The organism is endosymbiont of Bathymodiolus septemdierum str. Myojin knoll, assembly GCF_001547755.1.
Taxonomy (GTDB): Bacteria; Pseudomonadota; Gammaproteobacteria; order PS1; family Pseudothioglobaceae; genus Thiodubiliella.
Genome location: NZ_AP013042.1, coordinates 34,062 through 54,066, shown reverse-complemented (window position 1 = coordinate 54,066; position 20,005 = coordinate 34,062). Strand labels below are relative to the sequence as shown.

20 protein-coding genes and 3 pseudogenes are annotated in these 20,005 nt (G+C 41.3%); 6 read left to right on the top strand and 17 right to left on the bottom strand.

Translation table 11 applies throughout. The annotated features are described in order from the left end of the window. Position 1 precedes the first annotated feature (1 nt). Positions 2 to 466, bottom strand: a pseudogene (locus BSEPE_RS00260) (cbb3-type cytochrome c oxidase subunit I); the annotation flags it as partial. 41 nt (positions 467 to 507) lie between these two features. Here BSEPE_RS00260 and BSEPE_RS00255 point away from each other — a divergent pair. Beyond that, positions 508 to 1,170 carry an IS3 family transposase gene (locus BSEPE_RS00255; RefSeq protein WP_066042352.1) on the top strand — a complete coding sequence of 221 codons (663 nt, stop codon included), beginning with the start codon at positions 508 to 510 and terminating at the stop codon, positions 1,168 to 1,170. Between the two features lie 58 nt (positions 1,171 to 1,228). On the opposite strand, the pseudogene BSEPE_RS08240 reads toward BSEPE_RS00255, so the two are convergent. The 8 genes and pseudogenes from BSEPE_RS08240 to coxB form a co-directional block, all read right to left on the bottom strand. Next, positions 1,229 to 1,366, bottom strand: a pseudogene (locus BSEPE_RS08240) (hypothetical protein); the annotation flags it as partial. Between the two features lie 19 nt (positions 1,367 to 1,385). Beyond that, positions 1,386 to 2,074: pseudogene (locus BSEPE_RS00250) on the bottom strand (IS1595 family transposase). A 50-nt stretch (positions 2,075 to 2,124) separates the two neighbouring features. Beyond that, positions 2,125 to 2,763 carry an SURF1 family protein gene (locus BSEPE_RS00245; protein ID WP_231893501.1) on the bottom strand — a complete coding sequence of 213 codons (639 nt, stop codon included), beginning with the start codon at positions 2,761 to 2,763 and terminating at the stop codon, positions 2,125 to 2,127. A gap of 56 nt (positions 2,764 to 2,819) precedes the next feature. Continuing rightward, positions 2,820 to 3,062, bottom strand: coding sequence for a twin transmembrane helix small protein (locus BSEPE_RS00240; protein WP_066042347.1), 243 nt, complete (start codon positions 3,060 to 3,062; stop codon positions 2,820 to 2,822). Positions 3,063 to 3,138: 76 nt separating this feature from the next. Then, positions 3,139 to 4,062, bottom strand: a complete 924-nt coding sequence (locus BSEPE_RS00235; RefSeq protein WP_066042345.1) for a cytochrome c oxidase subunit 3 — start codon at positions 4,060 to 4,062, stop codon at positions 3,139 to 3,141. 18 nt (positions 4,063 to 4,080) lie between these two features. Then, positions 4,081 to 4,602 (bottom strand): cytochrome c oxidase assembly protein, encoded by a 522-nt coding sequence (locus BSEPE_RS00230; RefSeq protein ID WP_066042342.1) that lies wholly within the window; start codon positions 4,600 to 4,602, stop codon positions 4,081 to 4,083. Between the two features lie 108 nt (positions 4,603 to 4,710). Next, positions 4,711 to 6,324, bottom strand: a complete 1,614-nt coding sequence (gene ctaD / locus BSEPE_RS00225; RefSeq protein ID WP_066042338.1) for a cytochrome c oxidase subunit I — start codon at positions 6,322 to 6,324, stop codon at positions 4,711 to 4,713. Between the two features lie 16 nt (positions 6,325 to 6,340). Further along, the gene (gene coxB / locus BSEPE_RS00220; RefSeq protein WP_066042335.1) at positions 6,341 to 7,450 is read right to left on the bottom strand and encodes a cytochrome c oxidase subunit II; all 1,110 of its coding nucleotides are present in this window, start codon (positions 7,448 to 7,450) and stop codon (positions 6,341 to 6,343) included. A gap of 184 nt (positions 7,451 to 7,634) precedes the next feature. Between coxB and BSEPE_RS00215 the strand changes: the two genes are divergently transcribed. Beyond that, entirely contained in the window at positions 7,635 to 8,618 is a 984-nt protein-coding gene (locus tag BSEPE_RS00215) for a COX15/CtaA family protein (RefSeq protein ID WP_066045948.1), read from the top strand. Here the strand turns inward: BSEPE_RS00215 and BSEPE_RS00210 are convergent. From BSEPE_RS00210 to BSEPE_RS00180, 8 genes are all read right to left on the bottom strand, one after another. Beyond that, positions 8,615 to 8,806: a DUF2970 domain-containing protein gene (locus tag BSEPE_RS00210; protein WP_066042332.1), complete on the bottom strand. Its 192-nt coding sequence runs from the start codon at positions 8,804 to 8,806 to the stop codon at positions 8,615 to 8,617. The two genes, BSEPE_RS00215 and BSEPE_RS00210, sit on opposite strands and share 4 nt — an antisense overlap. A 10-nt stretch (positions 8,807 to 8,816) precedes the next feature. Next, positions 8,817 to 9,698: a heme o synthase gene (gene cyoE, locus BSEPE_RS00205; protein ID WP_066042329.1), complete on the bottom strand. Its 882-nt coding sequence runs from the start codon at positions 9,696 to 9,698 to the stop codon at positions 8,817 to 8,819. Between the two features lies 1 nt (position 9,699). Continuing rightward, positions 9,700 to 10,233 carry a hypothetical protein gene (locus tag BSEPE_RS00200; RefSeq protein WP_066042324.1) on the bottom strand — a complete coding sequence of 178 codons (534 nt, stop codon included), beginning with the start codon at positions 10,231 to 10,233 and terminating at the stop codon, positions 9,700 to 9,702. Between the two features lie 37 nt (positions 10,234 to 10,270). Further along, positions 10,271 to 11,038, bottom strand: coding sequence for an imidazole glycerol phosphate synthase subunit HisF (gene hisF / locus BSEPE_RS00195; RefSeq protein ID WP_066042320.1), 768 nt, complete (start codon positions 11,036 to 11,038; stop codon positions 10,271 to 10,273). Between the two features lie 53 nt (positions 11,039 to 11,091). Continuing rightward, a complete protein-coding gene (locus tag BSEPE_RS00190) occupies positions 11,092 to 11,748 on the bottom strand; it encodes a transposase (protein WP_066042317.1) in 657 nt (218 codons plus the stop codon). Next, entirely contained in the window at positions 11,700 to 11,978 is a 279-nt protein-coding gene (locus tag BSEPE_RS07915; RefSeq protein WP_157059350.1) for a hypothetical protein, read from the bottom strand. The genes BSEPE_RS00190 and BSEPE_RS07915 overlap by 49 nt, the downstream gene beginning before the upstream one ends. Positions 11,979 to 12,050: 72 nt before the next feature. Then, positions 12,051 to 12,254 carry a hypothetical protein gene (locus BSEPE_RS00185; protein ID WP_066042315.1) on the bottom strand — a complete coding sequence of 68 codons (204 nt, stop codon included), beginning with the start codon at positions 12,252 to 12,254 and terminating at the stop codon, positions 12,051 to 12,053. 129 nt (positions 12,255 to 12,383) lie between these two features. Next, positions 12,384 to 16,412, bottom strand: coding sequence for an inverse autotransporter beta domain-containing protein (locus BSEPE_RS00180; RefSeq protein WP_066042313.1), 4,029 nt, complete (start codon positions 16,410 to 16,412; stop codon positions 12,384 to 12,386). Between the two features lie 161 nt (positions 16,413 to 16,573). Between BSEPE_RS00180 and uppS the strand changes: the two genes are divergently transcribed. The 4 genes from uppS to BSEPE_RS00160 are packed head-to-tail and all read left to right on the top strand — an operon-like array spanning position 16,574 to position 20,000. After that, on the top strand, positions 16,574 to 17,263 hold the full coding sequence (gene uppS / locus BSEPE_RS00175; RefSeq protein WP_083503008.1) for a polyprenyl diphosphate synthase: 690 nt from the start codon (positions 16,574 to 16,576) through the stop codon (positions 17,261 to 17,263). Next, positions 17,256 to 18,050 carry a phosphatidate cytidylyltransferase gene (locus BSEPE_RS00170; RefSeq protein WP_066042307.1) on the top strand — a complete coding sequence of 265 codons (795 nt, stop codon included), beginning with the start codon at positions 17,256 to 17,258 and terminating at the stop codon, positions 18,048 to 18,050. Before uppS ends, BSEPE_RS00170 begins: the two co-directional genes overlap by 8 nt. Continuing rightward, positions 18,047 to 19,198: a 1-deoxy-D-xylulose-5-phosphate reductoisomerase gene (ispC, locus tag BSEPE_RS00165; RefSeq protein WP_066042304.1), complete on the top strand. Its 1,152-nt coding sequence runs from the start codon at positions 18,047 to 18,049 to the stop codon at positions 19,196 to 19,198. Before BSEPE_RS00170 ends, ispC begins: the two co-directional genes overlap by 4 nt. Continuing rightward, complete coding sequence (locus BSEPE_RS00160) at positions 19,191 to 20,000, top strand: peptidoglycan DD-metalloendopeptidase family protein (RefSeq protein WP_066042300.1); 810 nt, start codon at positions 19,191 to 19,193, stop codon at positions 19,998 to 20,000. Before ispC ends, BSEPE_RS00160 begins: the two co-directional genes overlap by 8 nt. Positions 20,001 to 20,005: the final 5 nt, after the last annotated feature.

Sequence of the window (20,005 nt, the reverse complement as noted above, 5' to 3'; positions counted from 1 at the left end):
TCTATTTTCTTGCGGTAAACGCCTTAAATACAAACCATGCAAAAGCAAGAACGCCGATTGCAAAGACTGTATCGCCCGGCACTCTAGCCCAAACTAAAGCATGCATAATGTCGCTTTGCATAAATTCAACTGAACGAGCAGAAACATAACTATTGGCTATGCTTTGGTAAGTTTGCCATAAGCCTTGCGGCAATAATGACAGAAAAGTCATCATTGCCAAACCAATATTAAGCGACCAAAAAGTAATTTTAAGTAATTTATTATCCCACTTACGGACATCGGTCAAACCTCTCATGCAATACAACATTAAGCCAATGCCAAGCATGCCGTAAACCCCAAATAATGCCGCATGCCCATGATTGGCAGTAATATTTAAGCCTTGCATATAATAAAGCGCGATAGGCGGATTGATTAGGAAACCAAATAACCCAGCACCAACTAAGTTCCAAAATAGTACGGCACTAAAAACAACTACTTGAAGATGGTTACAAGGTAAGTTTAAACACGGTGGCTCGTTATCGTCAAGAATTAGGGTTAAAAGCAGTGTTGGCGGTTAAGCAGGTCAATACAACCATACCAATAAAAGTACATAAAAAATACAGTTATAAGCTTCGAGGTCTTGGTATTAACCACGCTAATCAAGTTTGGAGTACAGACATCACCTATATTAAGATTGCGGGAGGTATGGTGTATATGGCTGCTATTATTGATTGGCATTCCAAGGCTGTTTTATCACACAGAATATCCAACACCATGGATTCACAGTTGGTAATGAGTGTGCTTAATGATGCCTTGGAGAAGTACCCACACCCAGAGATATTTAATACCGATCAAGGCAGCCAATACACCAGTGAGATACACACCAAACGACTAAAAGATTTAGACATCACTATCTCAATGCACCCCAAGGGCATTTGGTCGCTACGCTCGGGCAGAGGCAAAGGCAGAGCCACAGATAATATCTGCATTGAACGCTTCTGGAGAAGTGCCAAATGTGAAAGGATTTATTTGAATGAATATCAAACTATCATTGAATTAACCACGGATGTAGATGATTATATTGAGTTTTATAACCACCGAAGATTCCATGAAACATTGAAATATAAAAAACCAATGGATGTGTATCAAGAAAGTATAAAATTGAATCAGAAAAAGAAGAGGGCTTCTTAGGGTTTGCTATATGAGAAAATTTAGAAAGTTGTTTGAGGTTTTGGGGTGATGTACCTGGAGACGGGGTATTATCTATTAGTGGCTCATGTGGCCAATTACTGGTATAAGTGATGTCGTCGCCAGGCCTGTTAGTTGATGCCGCCCAAGAAGTCCAAAAGAAAAAAGCACTGAGTTTTTTGGCTTTTTCTTTGCTTAGAATTATTTTAGGGTCTTAACTAGTTAAGCGGATTTTTTCGAAAATTATCAAGCAAGATTTTATACACATCTTGCTTGCGATTATTAAATCTAAATTCACATTCTTTAAGGTGGTATTTAAACATTTTTTTATTCATTCCTTTAAATTTTACTAGTCTAATTTTAGCATAATCCCAAAAAGATTCAATACCGTTAATATGAGAATTTCCTCTGGCAAATTCATTCTTGCCGTGATGAACACGGTAATGCTTTTTATAGCCAAAATCTACTAAGCCATTATGTCCACGCCATCCATCAGAATTAATAATACTATCGGTTGATGTTTTGTCTTTTATTATACTGTGAAGCGTTATTCTATCACACTTTTCTATAATTTGAGTATAGACCTTATCTCCTCGTTTTAATAAGCCAAATACTATTGTTTTACCTCTGGCGCCTCTACCGCGTTTCCCGCGGATGCGCCGTGCGCCAAAGTAACTTTCATCAACTTCAATCTGCCCCACTAGTGGGGCAGATTGAAGTTGATCTTGGGCTGATAATTCAAAAATTCTTATTCTTACAAGTGTCAAAATTTATTAACAGTATTTAAATTTAAATTTGTGTGTGCAATTTGTGTGGCACTTAAATCTAGAGAAAAATATTTAATTATCTCTCTAAATTTTGCCTCTGAAAGTCTTGAGCGGTTGTAATACTTATTTTTCCTTGTCATAACTAGTATCTTAAGCAATTTTTAATTGCTTAACTAGTTAAGACCCAAAATTATTTTCTACTGTTTTTCCTTAATAGATAAATAGCAATAAAACTCAACACCAACGCCATCAAAAACCATTGTAATGCGTAACCCAAGTGTTTGTCAACACTGCCATAAAAGGGTTGCCATTTGCGATAAAAGCCATTTTTAGCATCCACATCTAACTGTGCCAACATTGGCACAACCTGGTATCCAGAAAGTTGTGAGAGTCGTTCTATATTTAAAGATTGGATTAGGATTGGGAAATTTTTATTGACAGTCTGTTGCTTGAGTTTAATACGCTCTTTGGGAATAATTAATTTGACTTGAATAATAGTGGTTTCATTGTTAATTTTAATGTTGGCCAATTTGTTGCGATTTCCATACCAAGGCACAAAACCTCGATTGACCAAAATAGCGCTTTTGTTTTCAAAGATAAAAGGTGTTAAAACATAATAACCTGCGGTACTGTTGACAATTTGATTGTCATAAATGAATTGTTTATTGTTATCATAATGACCTTTAAGCAATACTTGGTAATGTTCTTTGTTAAGCAATTCATCAACACTTGATATAAGTTGCGCGGGGTTTGATTCCGCTAAAGTGATAGCGCGTTCAATCGCGCGTTTTTCATCGGCGCGGTCTAACTGCCAAAACCCTAATGACATCAAACCCCATATCGTTAGAGATATTAAGACGCCAGGTAGAATAAAACTGCGTTTCATTATTTCTGCACGGGTTGTTGCACGACAGGCGCATCAACCATCATGCCGTTCGGCTTAATCCAGCCCATCGCACCTGCAAACATCACAAAGATAAACAGCATTACGGATAAAGCCACGCGGGTTACCAAAGATTTAAACATTTTATCTGAGCCTTGTTTCCCACCCCTAAGCATACCGATAAGCCCAAAGCCCAAAGCTACCAATATAGCAATAATAACAATAACGATTAACACTTCTGTCATAACAACTCCTTAAATTTTATTGATAAAAAAGGCCCCAACAAAGGAGCCTTTTTTTTACTGTATTCCTATTAGCTCATTAGAGCCAATAAACGAATACAAATAAGCCCAACCATACAACATCTACAAAATGCCAGTACCAAGCAACCCCTTCAAAACCAAAATGGTTGTCAGCATTGAAGTGACCTTTTTGCACACGGTATAAAATAACTGTCAACATAATAACACCAACGGTTACATGAAAACCATGAAAACCTGTCAACATATAGAAAGTAGAGCCATAAATGCCTGAAGTTAATTTCAAACCATCATGGTATGCGTGACCATACTCCATAATTTGAAAACCTAAGAATGCAGCGCCTAAAGCGATTGTTGCCACTAACCAGCCAACGATTTGATTACGATGTCCAGCACGCAATGCGTGATGAGCAAAAGTTAGGGTAACGCCTGATAACAATAGTAACGCTGTATTCAATGCAGGCAAACCCCATGGATCCACTACATCAGCAGGGGTTGCTGTTGCAAGACCACTATCTGGAACCGCAGGAAAACTCATTACTGTACCTGATTGTAACTCTGTGCCTGGCGCTAAGAAGGCCATTTGATGCCATGAGGCACTGAATGCATTCCATAAATCTGGCGTGTAGATATTATTATCTGCGCCGCCTAACCATGGTACTGAAAGTTGTCTCGCATAAAACAATGCACCAAAAAAGGCCGCAAAGAACATCACTTCAGAGAAGATAAACCAACTCATACCCCAACGGAATGAACGGTCTACTTGATCATTGTAAACGCCATTAGTGCTTTCATTTACTACCTGACCTAACCAGCCAAACATCATAAACACAGTAATTGCAAAACCCAGTGCCATTACCGAACCACCCCATGATACGCCATGCATTTGGTTGGCAAAACCAACAAATAAGGTCGCTATACCGATTGAGCCAATAATTGGCCAGTAAGTACCGTGTGGCACATAATATGCTTGCTCTTTACTCATACTCTCTCTCCCTTTCTTCTATTTTTTAATTTCAAAAAAATTGTAAGACAAACTAACATCTTTGATGCGCTTATCCATCTCTGGTTCAACCACAAATCGTAAAGTCATTTCAACTTCTTCATGTGGTTTGAACACTTGTTTGTTAAAACAAAAGCACTCTAATTTTTTAAAATAAAGTGCTGCATCTGTCGGTGCCACGCTCGGTATTGCTTGTCCAATTACGGTTTGATCTGTATTGTTCTTGGCAATGTAACTGGTGGTATAAAACTTACCAGGGACAACTGTCATAGAACTTACCTTAGGTCCAAACTGTACTGGAAAACCGCCCATCGTCATGGCAAAAAAACTGACCTCAACTTTGCGATTTTCATCAACCACATATTGTTGTTCGCTGCCTATCCTTCCTGTTGTGCCATTGAACCCAGTAATATCACAAAAGACATCGTATATAGGTACCATCGCAAAAGCAAAAGCGAACATCAATATCGGCGCTGAAACTAACCTTATCCAGAACCCTTTTGTTATTTTTTTTCGTTCCATATTAGCTACCAGTCGGGTTGAACAACACGATGGTGGCTACAAATACTCCTATTGCTACGACACCTACAATTACCGCTGTAATAATGGCGCCTTCTCTTTGTTTATCCATTAAGAGTTTTGAGACTCAGCCTCAATCAATGCTCTTGTTGGTGGTGTGTTAAAACTATGGTACTGGGCTTTAGGCTCTAGTGTCCATTCTAAACCTTTTGCCCCTTCCCAAGGGCGTGCCGTTGCTGGCTTGCCATTGCGAATGCAATCGATAACGATATAAGTCAATAAGATGAACGATGCACCGAACGCAAAACCACCAATTGACGAAATAAAGTTAAAGTCTGCAAACTGTAATGAATAGTCAGGAATACGCCTAGGCATACCTGCAAGACCCAAAAAGTGCTGAGGGAAAAACAAGATATTAACTGAAATCACTGCCCACCAAAAATGTATCTTGGCCAACTTTTCGTTATACATCTTACCTGTCCACTTCGGCAACCAATAAAATGTCGCCGCGATGATTGACCATAAGGCGCCCGTTACCAATACATAGTGGAAATGCGCCACCACGAAATAAGTATCATGATACTGAATGTCCGCTGGTGCGATACCTAGCATTAAGCCAGAGAAACCACCAATAGTAAATAAGAATACAAAGGATACTGCCCACAACATTGGCGCCTCAAAAGTCATTGAGCCTCTCCACATCGTTGACACCCAGTTAAAGACTTTAACGCCTGTTGGTACTGCAATTAACATCGTTGCATACATAAAGTATAGCTCGGCTGCCACTGGCATACCCGTTAAGAACATATGATGTGCCCATACAATATAGGACAAAAATGCGATTGAAGCCGTTGCATACACCATTGAAGAATAACCAAACAAAGGCTTGCGTGCAAAAGTTGGAATAATATGAGAAACCACACCAAAGGCAGGCAAAATCATAATATAAACCTCAGGGTGACCAAAGAACCAAAAAATATGCTGGAACAATACTGGGTCGCCACCGCCAGTTGCATCAAAGAATGCGGTACCAAAATTACGGTCTGTCAACATCATCGTTACTGCACCCGCTAATACTGGCATCGCACCAATCAGTAGGAATGAAGTAATCAACCAGGTCCATACGAATAATGGCATATCCATCAACTTCATCTCAGGCGCACGCATATTCAATACGGTTGCAATAATATTAATCGCACCCATAATAGATGAGAAACCTAATAGATGAACCGCAAAAATAAAGAAGTCCGTGCTGTCTGGTGCAAAGGTTGTTGACAACGGTGCATAAAATGTCCAACCGAATGCTGGTGCGCCACCTTCCATGAAGAAAGTGCTGAGCAAGATACCGCCAGCAAATGGCAGAATCCAAAAAGACCAGTTATTCATTCGTGGTAATGCCATATCAGGCGCACCAATCATCATCGGGATAAGCCAGTTACCCAAACCAACGAAGGCAGGCATAATCGCACCAAATACCATAATTAAACCATGCATTGTTGTTAACTGATTAAAGAACTGTGGCTCCATCAATTGAAGGCCCGGCTGCAATAATTCAGCACGAATACCCATTGCAAATGCACCACCCACGAGTAACATCGTGAAGGCGAACCATAAATAAAGTGTGCCAATATCCTTATGGTTGGTTGTCTTAACCCACCTCATTAAGCCGCTTGAAGGACCGTGATGATGGTCGTCGTGTGCCATTGTGTCTGTTGCTGTTGTCATATTATTTCTCCTTTAATTATCGTGCAGATTTAACATCTGAAGGTTGAACAACGCTGCCTGTATTACCAAAGGCATTTCTTTCGTAAGTCATGACTGCTGCAAGGTCGCTATCACCCAACGCTTTAAACTGTGGCATTCCACCTTTACCATTTAAAACTCTATTAATGTGTGCAGCAGCTGGACCATTGGCAATTACCGAGCCTTTCATTGCAGGAAATACTGGCGGTAAACCTGAACCATCTGCCTTATGACAAGCTGCACAGTTAGTGTTGTATACTGTTTTGCCTTTTGCCATTAAATCAGCCTTAGACCAAGTCTTGGTCGCACTTGCTGCTTCTGCCTGTGCTGCTGCTTTTTGCTTGGCAACCCATTTTTTGTAGTCTGCTTTAGAAACCACATCAACCACAATTGGCATAAAGCCATGGTCTTTGCCACAAAGCTCAGCACATTGGCCACGGTAAGTACCGATTTTGTCAATTTTCGCCCATGCATCGTTGATAAACCCTGGATTGGCATCTTGCTTAACACCAAAATCACGCATCCACCAATTGTGAATAACATCGTTTGAAGTGATCAGGAAACGAATGGAAGTGTCAACTGGCAAGACTAAACGCTTATCAACATTTAATAAATAATTATCGGCATTTTCACGCTCTGCACTTGTGCCAGTAATAACATCTCTAGAGCCTTGTGCTAGGTTTGAAAAGAAACTAATGCCTTCTTTAGGATAATCATATTGCCATTTCCACTGGTGGCCTGTGATTTTGATAGTCATCTCGGCTTTGGTTGTGTCTTCCAAATCAATCAATACTTTAGAGGCTGGAATTGCCATGCTAATCAAAATAATGATTGGAACAACTGTCCAAATTAATTCTGCTTTTGTGCTTTCGTGAAAATTTGCTGCCACGGCGCCTTTTGACTGTCTGTGTGTAAATAGCGAATAAAACATTGCACCAAATACAACGATTGCAATGACCACAGACACCCAAAATACCATCATATGCAAACCATAAATACCGTGACTAACAGAAGTTACACCTTTGGTCATATTTACATTGTACTCAGCAAATACACTCGTTGACACTATGGCAACTAGCACACTTAAAAGCCTTGTTAATCTTTTCATATATCCTCCAAATAAAAAATATTTCCCCGTTAAAGTATGCTATACACACAATAAACTGCTGAGAATTATACTGACTTTAATTAACTTATGTTATAAAATTTAATTATTTTTTTACCTGTCCTAAACTGAGCGCCAATAAAATCTACTATGTGCTATATGCCACATAGGTATAATAATCATGACTATGTTTAAAAAATTACTAAAAGTTTCAATCGTTCTAGCGCTTATTGTTGTTGTTTTAGGTGCTTATACCCGGCTCGGTGATGCGGGGTTAGGCTGCCCTGACTGGCCAACTTGTTATGGACATTTAACAGTTCCAGACCACCATACCGACGGTACTATACTTGAGGGTTACGAGCGCCCACTTGAAGCCGCTAAAGGCTGGAAAGAAATGGTACATCGTTACGCTGCATCTCTATTAGGGTTAGCAATTTTCGCCTTGTTCTTTTTAGCCGCTAAAGGCAAAACAAAACGCCGTCAGTCACTCGCACTACCTGGGTTTACCGCCTTCTTTGTCATGCTACAAGGTGCTTTTGGCATGTGGACCGTAACATTAATGGTGCATCCTGGCATCGTTACCACGCATCTCATTGGTGGCTTTATGACCACCGCTCTTTTGGTGTGGATGTTACTCAACCAAGGCAATCCACCGATTGCTTATAGACACATCTTAAAAAGACATCAATGGGTATTGGTGGCAACTTTATTCGTTTTGGTGGGGCAAATTATTCTCGGTGGCTGGACTTCTACTAATTATGCAGCGCTGTCTTGTGGTGAAGAGTTTCCAACTTGTTTGGGCGCTTGGTGGCCGACGATGGATTTTATTAACGCATTACACTGGGGTCCAATTGGCGTAGAACATGACTATGAATTTGGTGTATTGGAGAATCCAGCCCGTGTTGGTATTCAGATGATGCATCGCATTGGTGCGTTAATCACCACATCAATGATTGTGCTCTTAATCTATCTATTTAGCAAATATCCACACCTTAAATCAAATTTAGTACTAATTGGTGGCTTATTAACAACACAAGTCATACTGGGTATTTTAAATGTATTGTTTTCAATCCCAATGGCTATTGCAGTCATGCACAATGTGGTGGCGTTGCTACTACTCCTTAGTATATTAGCGTTGCTACACAAAGTAACTAAAGCACTAAGTACCTAGGGCAATACCAACTTCACCACCGTAATCACTGCTGTAATAAAAACAACCGTCATCACCAAACCAACAATAATATAGGGCCATGGGCCCGATTTCTCTGTGCGTTCAAAATCCTTAATAAGATCCTCTTTTTTGCCAACACCAATCATCGCTGATGTTACTGCTTTAAATACTTGCCCTAATCCTTTCATAGTATTACCTTTATAAAGTTATTAAAAAATAGTGGTCAACCAATAATGCTACGAATAGCAACATTAAATAATTCACCGAAAACATAAAGGCCTTCCAGGTAATGCGATTATCGTCTGGATTTATATAAATCTTAATCGCATACCCCAAAAATATCGCGCCCAAAATAACCGCGGAAACAAGATAAATTAACCCCGACATACCTGCCAAATAAGGCAACAATGCCACTAAAAATAACAAAATTGTATAAAGCAAAATCTGCAATCGAGTATAAGCCAAACCGTGTGTTACTGGCAACATTGGCACATTCACTTTCTTATACTCTTCCACTCGGAAAATTGCCAGCGCCCAAAAATGCGGTGGCGTCCAAATAAAAACAATCAGAAATAACAAAAACGCATACTCAATACCTTGTGTCCCTGCAATTGAAGTCCAGCCCAAAATCGGCGGAGCAGCACCCGCTGCACCACCAATCACAATGTTCTGTGGCGTGGCGCGTTTCAAATATATAGTATAAATCACCGCATAACCAATCAAGGAAATAAAAGTCAGCACCATGGTAATTGTGTTCACAAACAACTGCAAAGTTCCCAAACCAATAATGCCTAAAAATACCCCCCAAATCAACGCTTGATTACGCGTCACTTTACCGCGTGGCAAAGGGCGATTATCTGTCCGTGCCATCTGAATATCAATCTGCTCATCAACAATATGGTTAAACACCGCCGCTGAAGCAGATGCCATAGAAATACCGACAGAAGCCGCAAACACCAACATTGCACCTGGCAAATACGGCGCAGGCACTGCCAAAAACATGCCCACCACCGCGGTCAGTAAAATTAAGGCAACGACTTTGAGCTTACAAAGTCCAAGCAGGGCACTTAACGACGGCATCTTAACCAATCCTCGAATATTTAAACAAGCGTTTCAAATCTTTCAACACACGTTTTATAACAAGGTCTTGTGGGTTATAACGCAACATCACATTACCAAGCGGGTCAATCAAATACAAAGTATTGTTTGGAAATCTTTTCAATTGTTGGCTTAAATTCACACTCGGATATGCCACCAAAAGCCCTGATTCTTCTACATTCGTCGTGCCATCAATCAACAGCATTCTTTGAATTCGACGCATATCCTCATTCATCAAAGTACGAATAGTTTTCATATCTTTAAGCGTCCTTTTACACCCGCTATCACAATTCTTAGACACATAAGCCAATGTCCATAAGCCTTGTAGCGTGCCTTTGGTCTTCTCAGAAAAACGCACATCTTCCTTTGAAGTGGTAATAATCGGATTAACAAATTCGCCATAATTGACCGTAGTACCGGTAAAAGCCGTTGGATTCCAGTAGAAAAACGCTGTACCGAGTGCAATCGGCAGCACAAATGATGCCAACAATATCCACAATTCTTTTTTAGAGTTCATAAACTTTATCCTTAATAGAGTATTGCAAAATGATACGCTAAAGCCTAACTTCAATACCTTTTTCTTGCATTGCAAGCTTGGCTTGTTGTATTGTATATTCGCCAAAATGGAAAATACTGGCTGCTAACACTGCATCTGCACCGCCTTGTAAAATGCCTTCAGACAAATGTTCTAAATTACCGACGCCACCAGAGGCGATGACTGGTACGCTAACGGCATCAGATACGGCCTTGGTTAGCTCTAAATCAAAGCCAGTTTTTACGCCGTCGCAATCCATTGAGGTGAGTAAGATTTCGCCGGCGCCATTTTCGCCTTCGGTCATTTTCACTGCCCAATCAACGGCATTAATACCAGTAGTGTTACGACCGCCATGAGTGAATATTTCCCATTTTCCTTCAGCGACTTTTTTCGCGTCAATGGCAATAACGATACATTGTGAGCCGAATTCTTCGCTTAGTGTATTAATTAAATTTGGATTGTGAATTGCTGCAGAATTTACCGCAACCTTGTCTGCACCGGCATTCAACATTGCACGAACATCTTCTGCCTTGCGAATACCACCGCCTACTGTCAAAGGGATAAATACTTGCTCAGCAATCTCTTCAACCATATGTACAGTAGTATCCCGACCCTCATGCGATGCGGTAATGTCCAAAAAAGTGATTTCGTCTGCCCCTTCAAGGTCATAACGCTTTGCCACCTCAATTGGGTCGCCAGCGTCTTTAATGTCAACGAATTTGGTACCTTTAACCACGCGACCATCACGCACATCAAGACAAGGAATAATTCTTTTTGCTAAACTCATAAACGCAGATTTTACCAAAATGAGACCGTCGTATTGGTTTCTTAAAGGGGACGCTACCCTTTTTTAGGTCTACCAACGCCTTTAAAACTCAAATCTCTACCTACAATTTTTCCAAGTTTTTTTACAAAATCAGCACTTCCGCAAGGTAAACCCTTTCTAGTATTGCACTTTAAAATATCATTATTTTGAAAAGACATATTTTTTAAATAATTGCCATACTCATCTTGCCTAACGCCAATATCACATTCAACCAACAAACTATTTTTATCCAGACCAAGATGAAATCTTGCACTTGAATAAAAATAATCTTGCACATTATCTACCATATTTGCTTTTACAGGGTTATTCTCAACATAAGCAAATGCGTAATAAGTGTATTTTTCATCCAAAGCACAAGAAAAAAACCTGCCTTGCCATAAAATACCACTCGTATTTTGTTGTTTATTGATATATTGGCTATAGCGCATATGCAATGGCTTTAAGACTTTTTGTAGCCCATCTGCTGTGGCTGGTTGTAAAATTAAATGAATATGGTTTGTCATTAGGCAATATGCTAATACTTTCACTTGGTGCTTTGTAGTGTATTCTTGTAATAATTCTAGGTAATAATCTTTATCTTTATCACAAAAAAACACATCAGTTTTGCGATTACCTCGCTGAGTTACATGGTGTGGAATATTGGCAAATACACTTCTGGCTTGTCTTGGCATTTAGATATTTTAACATAAAAAGGTAGCGTCCCCTTTATGCTAATAACTATCCTCAATAAAGCACTTTTCAATATCGCCATAAATTGCCCGATAGATAAGATGATGTACACCACCCTGTCAACAAAATCAGCAGCGAATATTTCGCGCTTAACAGGCTTGTTAACCATAAATACAGTGGATGACTTAGGCTGGTAAGTTTGATTATTAATTTGTTTTGCTAATTCAATCAATTTTGATTCATAATCAACTCGAATGCTAACTGATTTGGCTATTGCTTTATCTCTCCTTTATGCTCCTTTATGCTAATACAGCTGATAGACCAAATTGTCAAATTTATCATTCATTTTCTTGATAAAAATACTTAACTTTTCTCTTAAGTTCAGCAAAAATTCTAACGCCTCCAAGCGCGTACTTTGTGCTATTGAAAATTCAGCAATAGCATTAACAATTTCTTTTTGTTGAAGCTCAAAACTAGCAATAGATGAAGGCGCCCTATCTTTATCCATAGTTTTAGTGCCTTAAAATTTTAAAAAAACTTGCGCCTACGGCGCACAAAGCCAAGAGCACCCAGCCACCCTGCGGGATGTCTGTGTCAAGGGACAAAGTGTGCAAATTGTCAAAGTGGCACGCTGCGCTTAATCCTTAATGCAACGAACACTAAAGCCGAGGGCACGACTACCGCTGAAGAAGGCCGCACTGCCGCTACCGATGGCCAAAGCGCGAGCATTCGACCCACCAGCAGAGCGACTCCACAAGATGGCGATAGTGCCAACAGAGTCAAGCGTGCCATTCGACCGAAAGCGACTGCCAGCAACTGGGATTTTCAAGAAGCTGGAGAAGGCTGTGGCAGAGTTGGTAATATCCGTGGTAGTGGCACTGATGGTATCAGCGGTTAGCTCGGCCTCAGTTGGCACACTAAAGCCTGCTGGACAAATGTCATTACTTCCACCATCCGCCCAAGCGGCTGTACGCGATGTACCTATTGAATCTACACTCGCCCAATCACTAGCACTAGTAATAAATAGCGTCGTGCCCGCATTGGTGACATCAGAAGTCAGTGTACCTGATGTGCTAATATTTGTTCTATCTTCATGTCCATCAGCCCTTCTACCCCATTGGTATAGATCACCATAACAAGGGTTAGTCGCACCACCACTAGCACTACAAACAGCTGTTGCACCTAAGTTTCTATCTAGCCATACTTTGCCTGTATCTGGAGAAAGAACGGTTTTATAGCTTCCACCACCAAAGGTAATGGTCTCTGAGACGAAAGTAAAGGTGACATCCGCTGTATTAGTAACATTAGAGCCACCAAATGCAGCAGTTATAGTAACCGTCTCAACTGTGCTGTTAGTAATAATCGCTGTGTAAGTACCGTCAGTATTGTCAGTAACACTTGACACTGCCGCTGAACCACTCGCACTCATGGTAACGGTTAGACCGCCTATAGTAAGGTTGTTGTTGCTAGCATCCTTAACTTGTAGGGTAATGGTTGAAGTTGTGCTACCATCGGCAACAACACTGCTTGGAGTAGCAGTTACAGTTGAATTACTAACGGAGACAGTAGCAAGAATTACCGCAGCATTCACCGCAGTAATCATTGCTTGTACTTCAGCTTGCGTGGCAGGCGAGGCAAAACTGCCTGGGTTGGCATCAATGTAAGTTTGATAAGCGCTCAAGTTGGCATTCACAAAATCAGTGAGTGCTGGCAAGATACTGCCAAACTCAGCAATGGTGGTGTCAGAGGTGCTAGCAGTATTAGCATCAGTACCAATATCGGCTAGCACACTGTCAGAGGCAGCAGCAGCAGTTACCGCAGCATTCACCGCAGTAATCATTGCTTGTACTTCAGCCTGCGTGGCAGGCGAGGCAAAACTGCCTGGGTTGGCATCAATGTAAGTTTGATAAGCGCTCAAGTTGGCATTCACAAAATCAGTGAGTGCTGGCAAGATACTGCCAAACTCAGCAATGGTGGTGTCAGAGGTGCTAGCAGTATTAGCATCAGTACCAATATCGGCTAGCACACTGTCAGAAGCAGCAGCAGTTACCGCAGCATTCACCGCAGTAATCATTGCTTGTACTTCAGCTTGCGTGGCAGGCGAGGCAAAACTGCCTGGGTTGGCATCAATGTAAGTTTGATAAGCGCTCAAGTTGGCATTCACAAAATCAGTGAGTGCTGGCAAGATACTGCCAAACTCAGCAATGGTGGTGTCAGAGGTGCTAGCAGTATTAGCATCAGTGCCAATATCGGCTAGCACACTGTCAGAGGCAGCAGCAGTTACCGCAGCATTCACCGCAGTAATCATTGCTTGTACTTCAGCTTGCGTGGCAGGCGAGGTAAAACTGCCTGGGTTGGCATCAATGTAAGTTTGATAAGCGCTCAAGTTGGCATTCACAAAATCAGTGAGTGCTGGCAAGATACTGCCAAACTCAGCAATGGTGGTGTCAGAGGTGCTAGCAGTATTAACATCAGTACCAATATCGGCTAGCACACTGTCAGAGGCAGCAGCAGCAGCAACACTATCAACTAATGCCTGGATTTCAACAGTACTATCAGAATCAGTAGTTGTTGCTGTGTCAGCCTTTTTGTTGACTTCTACTAAATTAGCTGCAGTAACACCAGTTACGCCAGCATCAACGTAGTCTTGCACAGTTGGCACTGCATTAGTGCCATCATAGTTACTAATTTTAAGAATGGCTAGGTTGCCTTTGATAGAGCCTTCGCCAGTGGCTGTGGCTGCAGTGCCTGTATTACTACTTCCAGTATCGGCGGCTGGGTTGTTATTGCCTGTGCCGTTATCAAAGTTACTAATTGCCATAGCGATATCAATCATAGTGCCAGTACCGTCATCTATGCCATCGATGTCACCATCGCCCATATCAGTTACTAGGGCAGTAATAAGTGTCGTTGCCTTTGCAGCAGAGGGCGATTGTCCACCGTCGGTGGCTGAGTTTTCCATTATCTGTGAGACAGCGGCTAAGGCAATAGCAAACTTGCCTGCAGGGTCATTGCCTGCGACAGTGCCAGTGGTAGGGCTAATGTCGGTTGGAATGGTGGCAGCAAGGTCAACCCCTGCGATACCAAAGGCGGTTGCAACAGCGATGTTTTGAGCGGTAATATCAGTTGCAATACCACCTGCTGCGTCTGCCAATTGATAAGCAATTTCAGACAGTGGTGAGGCTAAAATCGTTAAAGGACCTGTGCCTGAGTAAATCGTAGCTACACGAAGAGTTGCTGCTACGGTGCCTGCAGCGTTAGTTGCCTCATCGGTGTAAGTACCGCCAGTACAACTCATAGTCACTAAGCCTGCTGGAATACTAAGACTTGGCAGGGTAACAGAGCCATCGGCTTCTGTGGTTGCGACTGTTGATACGCTTGCACTGTCAGTGATGGTACAAGTTGCGCCGACAGTAAAGGCATTGTATTCACCTAGGATAATAGTGCCACCATTTGTGACTTTTTCAATACGGATTTTGTTGCTTCGTTCTACCCAGGCAAATTCACCCAATTGCATTTTGTTTGTGTTTTTAAAGGCTTTATCGGCTATTTTAAAGTTGGTGAACTTACTGTCTTTAAAAGGTATTGCCATGCTTAGGCGGGCGTAGCTGTTACTATCAGCGCTGTTGGACTTCTCAGTGCCGAACTCAAAGCGAGCGGCGTCAGAGAGTTGCACTTCAACACCAAGAATGGTGCCTTTAATATCTACGCTGTTGGCGTTGGTGGTTTTGTCCCAAACATAGCGGGTGCCTTTGATTTTAGCCCAAGGCAGGTAAGGGATTTGTCCTTCTAGTTTCACATCATAACCATCAAGTACTTCTTCAGTAAAACTACCAATGACTTTTTTGTCTGAGAGTGATTGGTATTTGTTAAAGTTGGCTTTAAAATTGGTTCTTTGGTATTCTAAGCCGATGCTGGCGCGTTTGTGTGCAGATTGGGTTTCATAGTCGGTGAAGAGGTTGATGCCGGCAATCGATTGCCCTGCTTCTAGTAATTTGCGATAGCCGATACCTAGGTTTAAGGTTTCACGGCGTTCGCTGTGATTTTGACCTGAGGTTAGTTGTCCTTGGAAGAAGATTAAATCTTGGCTGTCTTCGTTAAGTTCAGAGAGGGGTTGAATGGTTCTAATGTTGTAATTGAGTGCTTCTGAGTTAAATCCACCTAATTGGATTTCAGTGCGACCAGCGCCAAATTGATTGGCATATTCGTTGGCTTTGTTGTTGATATAGCCTTCGGTACCACTAACGGCTTGGTTAATGGCTTGGTTTTTAAGGTTGTCTTTAAGTGTGCTGCCAAATTGGTTGGCATTGTCTGAATTAGTAGCGCCTAGAGTGTTACGCACTGTGCTACCGACTTGCTTGAGTATTAGCAGCCCTTGGTTGTCTTTTTTGTAATAAGTTTGGGGGTTGTTCCAGTTGTATTCTTGGTTAAGGTTTAAGTAGGCTTCTTTATCAAAGCTTTGAGGCTTGTCAACAGCGGTAACATTCAGTGATAAGGTTAGTGCGCTGAAGAGGAGGAGTTGTTTGAGTTTGTTGAGTACATTAGAAATGTGCCCCCCCGCGATATTTGCTATTGATGAGTGGGTTTGGGTGTTTTTAGAAACTTTGAAAACATTAAAGATGCTTTTGAATAGGTTGGTTAGCATGAGTGTTTTTGTGTTTTTCATGATTATATAGTTTTAATTTGGGTGTATTATACCGTTATTCTTTATAGGGGGTTTTGTATTTTTTTATTTTTGAGTTAGGGATTAGAGGGTAGGTATAATTCTAAAAATATGTTAATCCATCAATATTTTCTATTATTCTGGCGCGTGGCGCTGGTATGTATATGAACACCCCTAAACACATCGCAATTATTATGGACGGCAATGGTCGTTGGGCGAAAAAACGCAAATTACCGCGTATTGCAGGGCATAAGAAGGGCGTGGATTCGGTTAAGGGTATTGTTAAATATTGTGGTGTGATTGGCGTTGAAACGCTGACTTTGTTTGCATTTAGTAGTGAAAATAAAAATCGCTCTGATGAAGAAGTAACTTTATTATTTAAGTTATTTTTGAATGTACTAAAAAAAGAAGTTAACAAACTCAATAAGTATAATGTGCAATTAAAAATCATCGGCGATATGACGCTGTTCCCCTTTGATGTGCAGAAAACAGCCTCTGAAGCACAAACTTTATTAGCAAAAAACACAGGCTTAACTTTAGTAATCGCTGCCAATTATGGCGGACAATGGGACATCGTTAATGCTTGCAAGCAAGCGATGGCAGATGGTATTGCTGCTGATGAGATTAACCAAGAAAATTTTGCACAGTACCTATCATTACAAAGCAATTCGGTGGATTTACTGATTCGTAGCAGTGGTGAACAGCGCATTAGTAATTTTTTATTATGGGACATTGCCTATAGTGAATTATATTTTACTGACACACTGTGGCCAGATTTTGACAAAGTAGAATTGGATAAGGCGATTGAGAGTTATAATTGCCGCAATAGGCGTTACGGAGGTAGAAATGAGTGAACTGGTAAAAAGAATTTTAACCGCTATTGTTTTAGCGTCTGTGATGATTTTTTTCGTTTTTAAAACACCTGTAGACTGGTTTTTTGGCTACCTTGTAGTCATTGTTTTATTGTCTCTATTTGAATTATTAAGACTCGCCAATGTCTCTACTTTGAACAAAATACTCAGCATTGCTGGCGTTATTATGTTTAGCACCAATATGGCATTTGGTTTGCCAACTGGACACCCTTTTGCCGTCATTATGCTCCCTATCGCTTGCATTTGGTGGCTACTCAATATATACAAAGTTATCAGTTATCCTAACAATAAGCCAACAAATTTTTTACTGCCGATTAATGCAGTGTTGTTACTTACGCCAATATTTGGCTTATGGTGGTTACACTTTAACGATCAAAAACCCTTGCTACTTTTACTATTTTTAATTGTTTGGGGGGCGGACAGTTTTGCCTATTTTTCAGGTAAAACCTTTGGAAAGCACAAACTTGCACCTAGTTTAAGTGGCGGAAAAACGATTGAAGGTGTGATTGGTGGGCTAATAGGCGTACTACTTATCACTGGCGCATGGATGAGTATCACCAGTTACCCAGATTGGAAAATTTTAGTGTTGGCACTCGTTACGGGTATTTTTTCCGTGGCAGGTGATTTATATGAAAGTATTTACAAACGCGAAGCAAATGTAAAAGACAGCGGCAGTCTTTTGCCTGGGCATGGTGGCGTGTTAGACCGTATTGATGGGCTGCTCGCTGCCACACCGATTTTTGTTACTGGCATATTCTTTTTACAATGAAAAACATTACAATCCTTGGTGCAACAGGGTCTATTGGTGATAGCACGCTATCGGTAGTGGCTTTGCATGCTGATAAATTTAGCGTTTTTGCCTTAAGTGCTAATACCAACTGGCAAAAAATGCAAACTTTGTGTGAAAAATTTCAGCCTAAAATCGTGGTAATGTCCGACCAAGCAACGGCGCAACAATTATCAAAAGTTATTGACAAAAACATTCAAGTTTTACACGGCAGCGAAGCGCTTAACACGATTGCCGCACACGATGACACGGATTTCGTCATGGCGGCCATCGTCGGCGCTGCAGGAATGGCATCAAGTTTGTCCGCCGCCAAAGCGGGTAAGCGATTAATGTTAGCCAATAAAGAATCTTTGGTTTTGGCTGGCGATTTGATGATGCAGGCGGTGCGTGATAATGGCGCCGAACTTATTCCTGTGGACTCTGAACACTCAGCGATTTTTCAATGTTTGCAAAGTGGCAAATCGGGACTCAACAAAATCCAATTAACTGCGAGTGGCGGTCCTTTTTTACACACGCCATTAAACGACTTAAAATCCATTACCCCTGATGAAGCCTGTGCCCACCCGAACTGGTCAATGGGGCGCAAGATATCGGTAGACTCAGCAACAATGATGAACAAAGGGCTGGAAGTTATTGAAGCGCACTACCTATTTAATCTACCTGCCGAAAATATCGATGTGATCATGCATCCGCAATCTATCGTTCATTCCTCGGTCTATTACAACGATGGCTCAACCCTGTCGCAACTCGGTAATCCCGATATGCGCACGGTGATTTCTTATGCAATGAGTTATCCAGATAGAGTCGATTCTGGCGTAGCAGCGCTGGATTTAACACAAAACTCGCCGTTAGAATTCTACCCGCCCGATTTAGAAAAATTCAAATGCCTACAACTCGCTTTTGATGCACTCAAACAAGGTGGTAATGCGATGGGCACACTCAATGCCGCCAATGAGATTGCCGTTGCGCATTTTTTAAACAACAAAATTGACTTTTTAGAGATTCCAAATATTATTGAAAAAACACTGAACGCTATTGAAAACATCAGTATTACTTCCCTGGAATCCGTCATTGCCAACGACAAACTCGCACGAAAAATTGCCTTGGAGGCTGTTCAACATTATGCGTAAATCCCTACTTTTTTTAGCTACCGCCTTATTTTTCAGCGCCAACGCACTCGCTGATGTCACTATCAATATCACTCGCTCACTCAACTACGACGCACAAAAATCCCGTGTCAGTTATAAGACTATTAACAATATCGTGCGTATTTTTTCGTGGAAAATTGACTTCAACAAGGACTTAAGAAAAGGCGACAAATTTATTCTCGTCGGCAACCATGGTTCCGCACCAAAAGCCATCATCTATATCAGTGGTAAAAAACGCATCGCTGTCTTTTCTTACATCGACAAACGCGGTCAGTTAGGCTATTACGATATCAATGGCAAAACCCTCTATTCGTCCTTTTTAAGAGCGCCATTAAAATACAAACGCATCAGTTCCAAATTTCAATACCGACGCTACCACCCCATCTTAAAAACCTACCGCCCACATCGTGCTGTTGATTACGCGGCAAACCACGGCACTCCCGTGCGTACCGTCGCAAATGGCATCATAAAACGGCGCGAATATATCGGCGCCTTAGGCAACGCTATCTACATCAGCCACGGCACCAACTATGTCACCGTTTACGCCCACCTGTCCAAATTCGCCTACGGTATTCGTGTCGGCTCCAAAGTCAAAAAAGGCAAAGTCATTGGCTTCGTTGGATCCACAGGTCGCTCAACAGGCGCCCACCTACACTACGAACTTCATTACAAAAACAAACGCAGAAACCCACTCACTTGGCACCTACCGAAGCAAAAAAAAGTTGCAAAGTCTGATTTAAAACGATTTCAAAACCGCGCAAGAGCGATTTTGCGTAACCTATAAAAAGT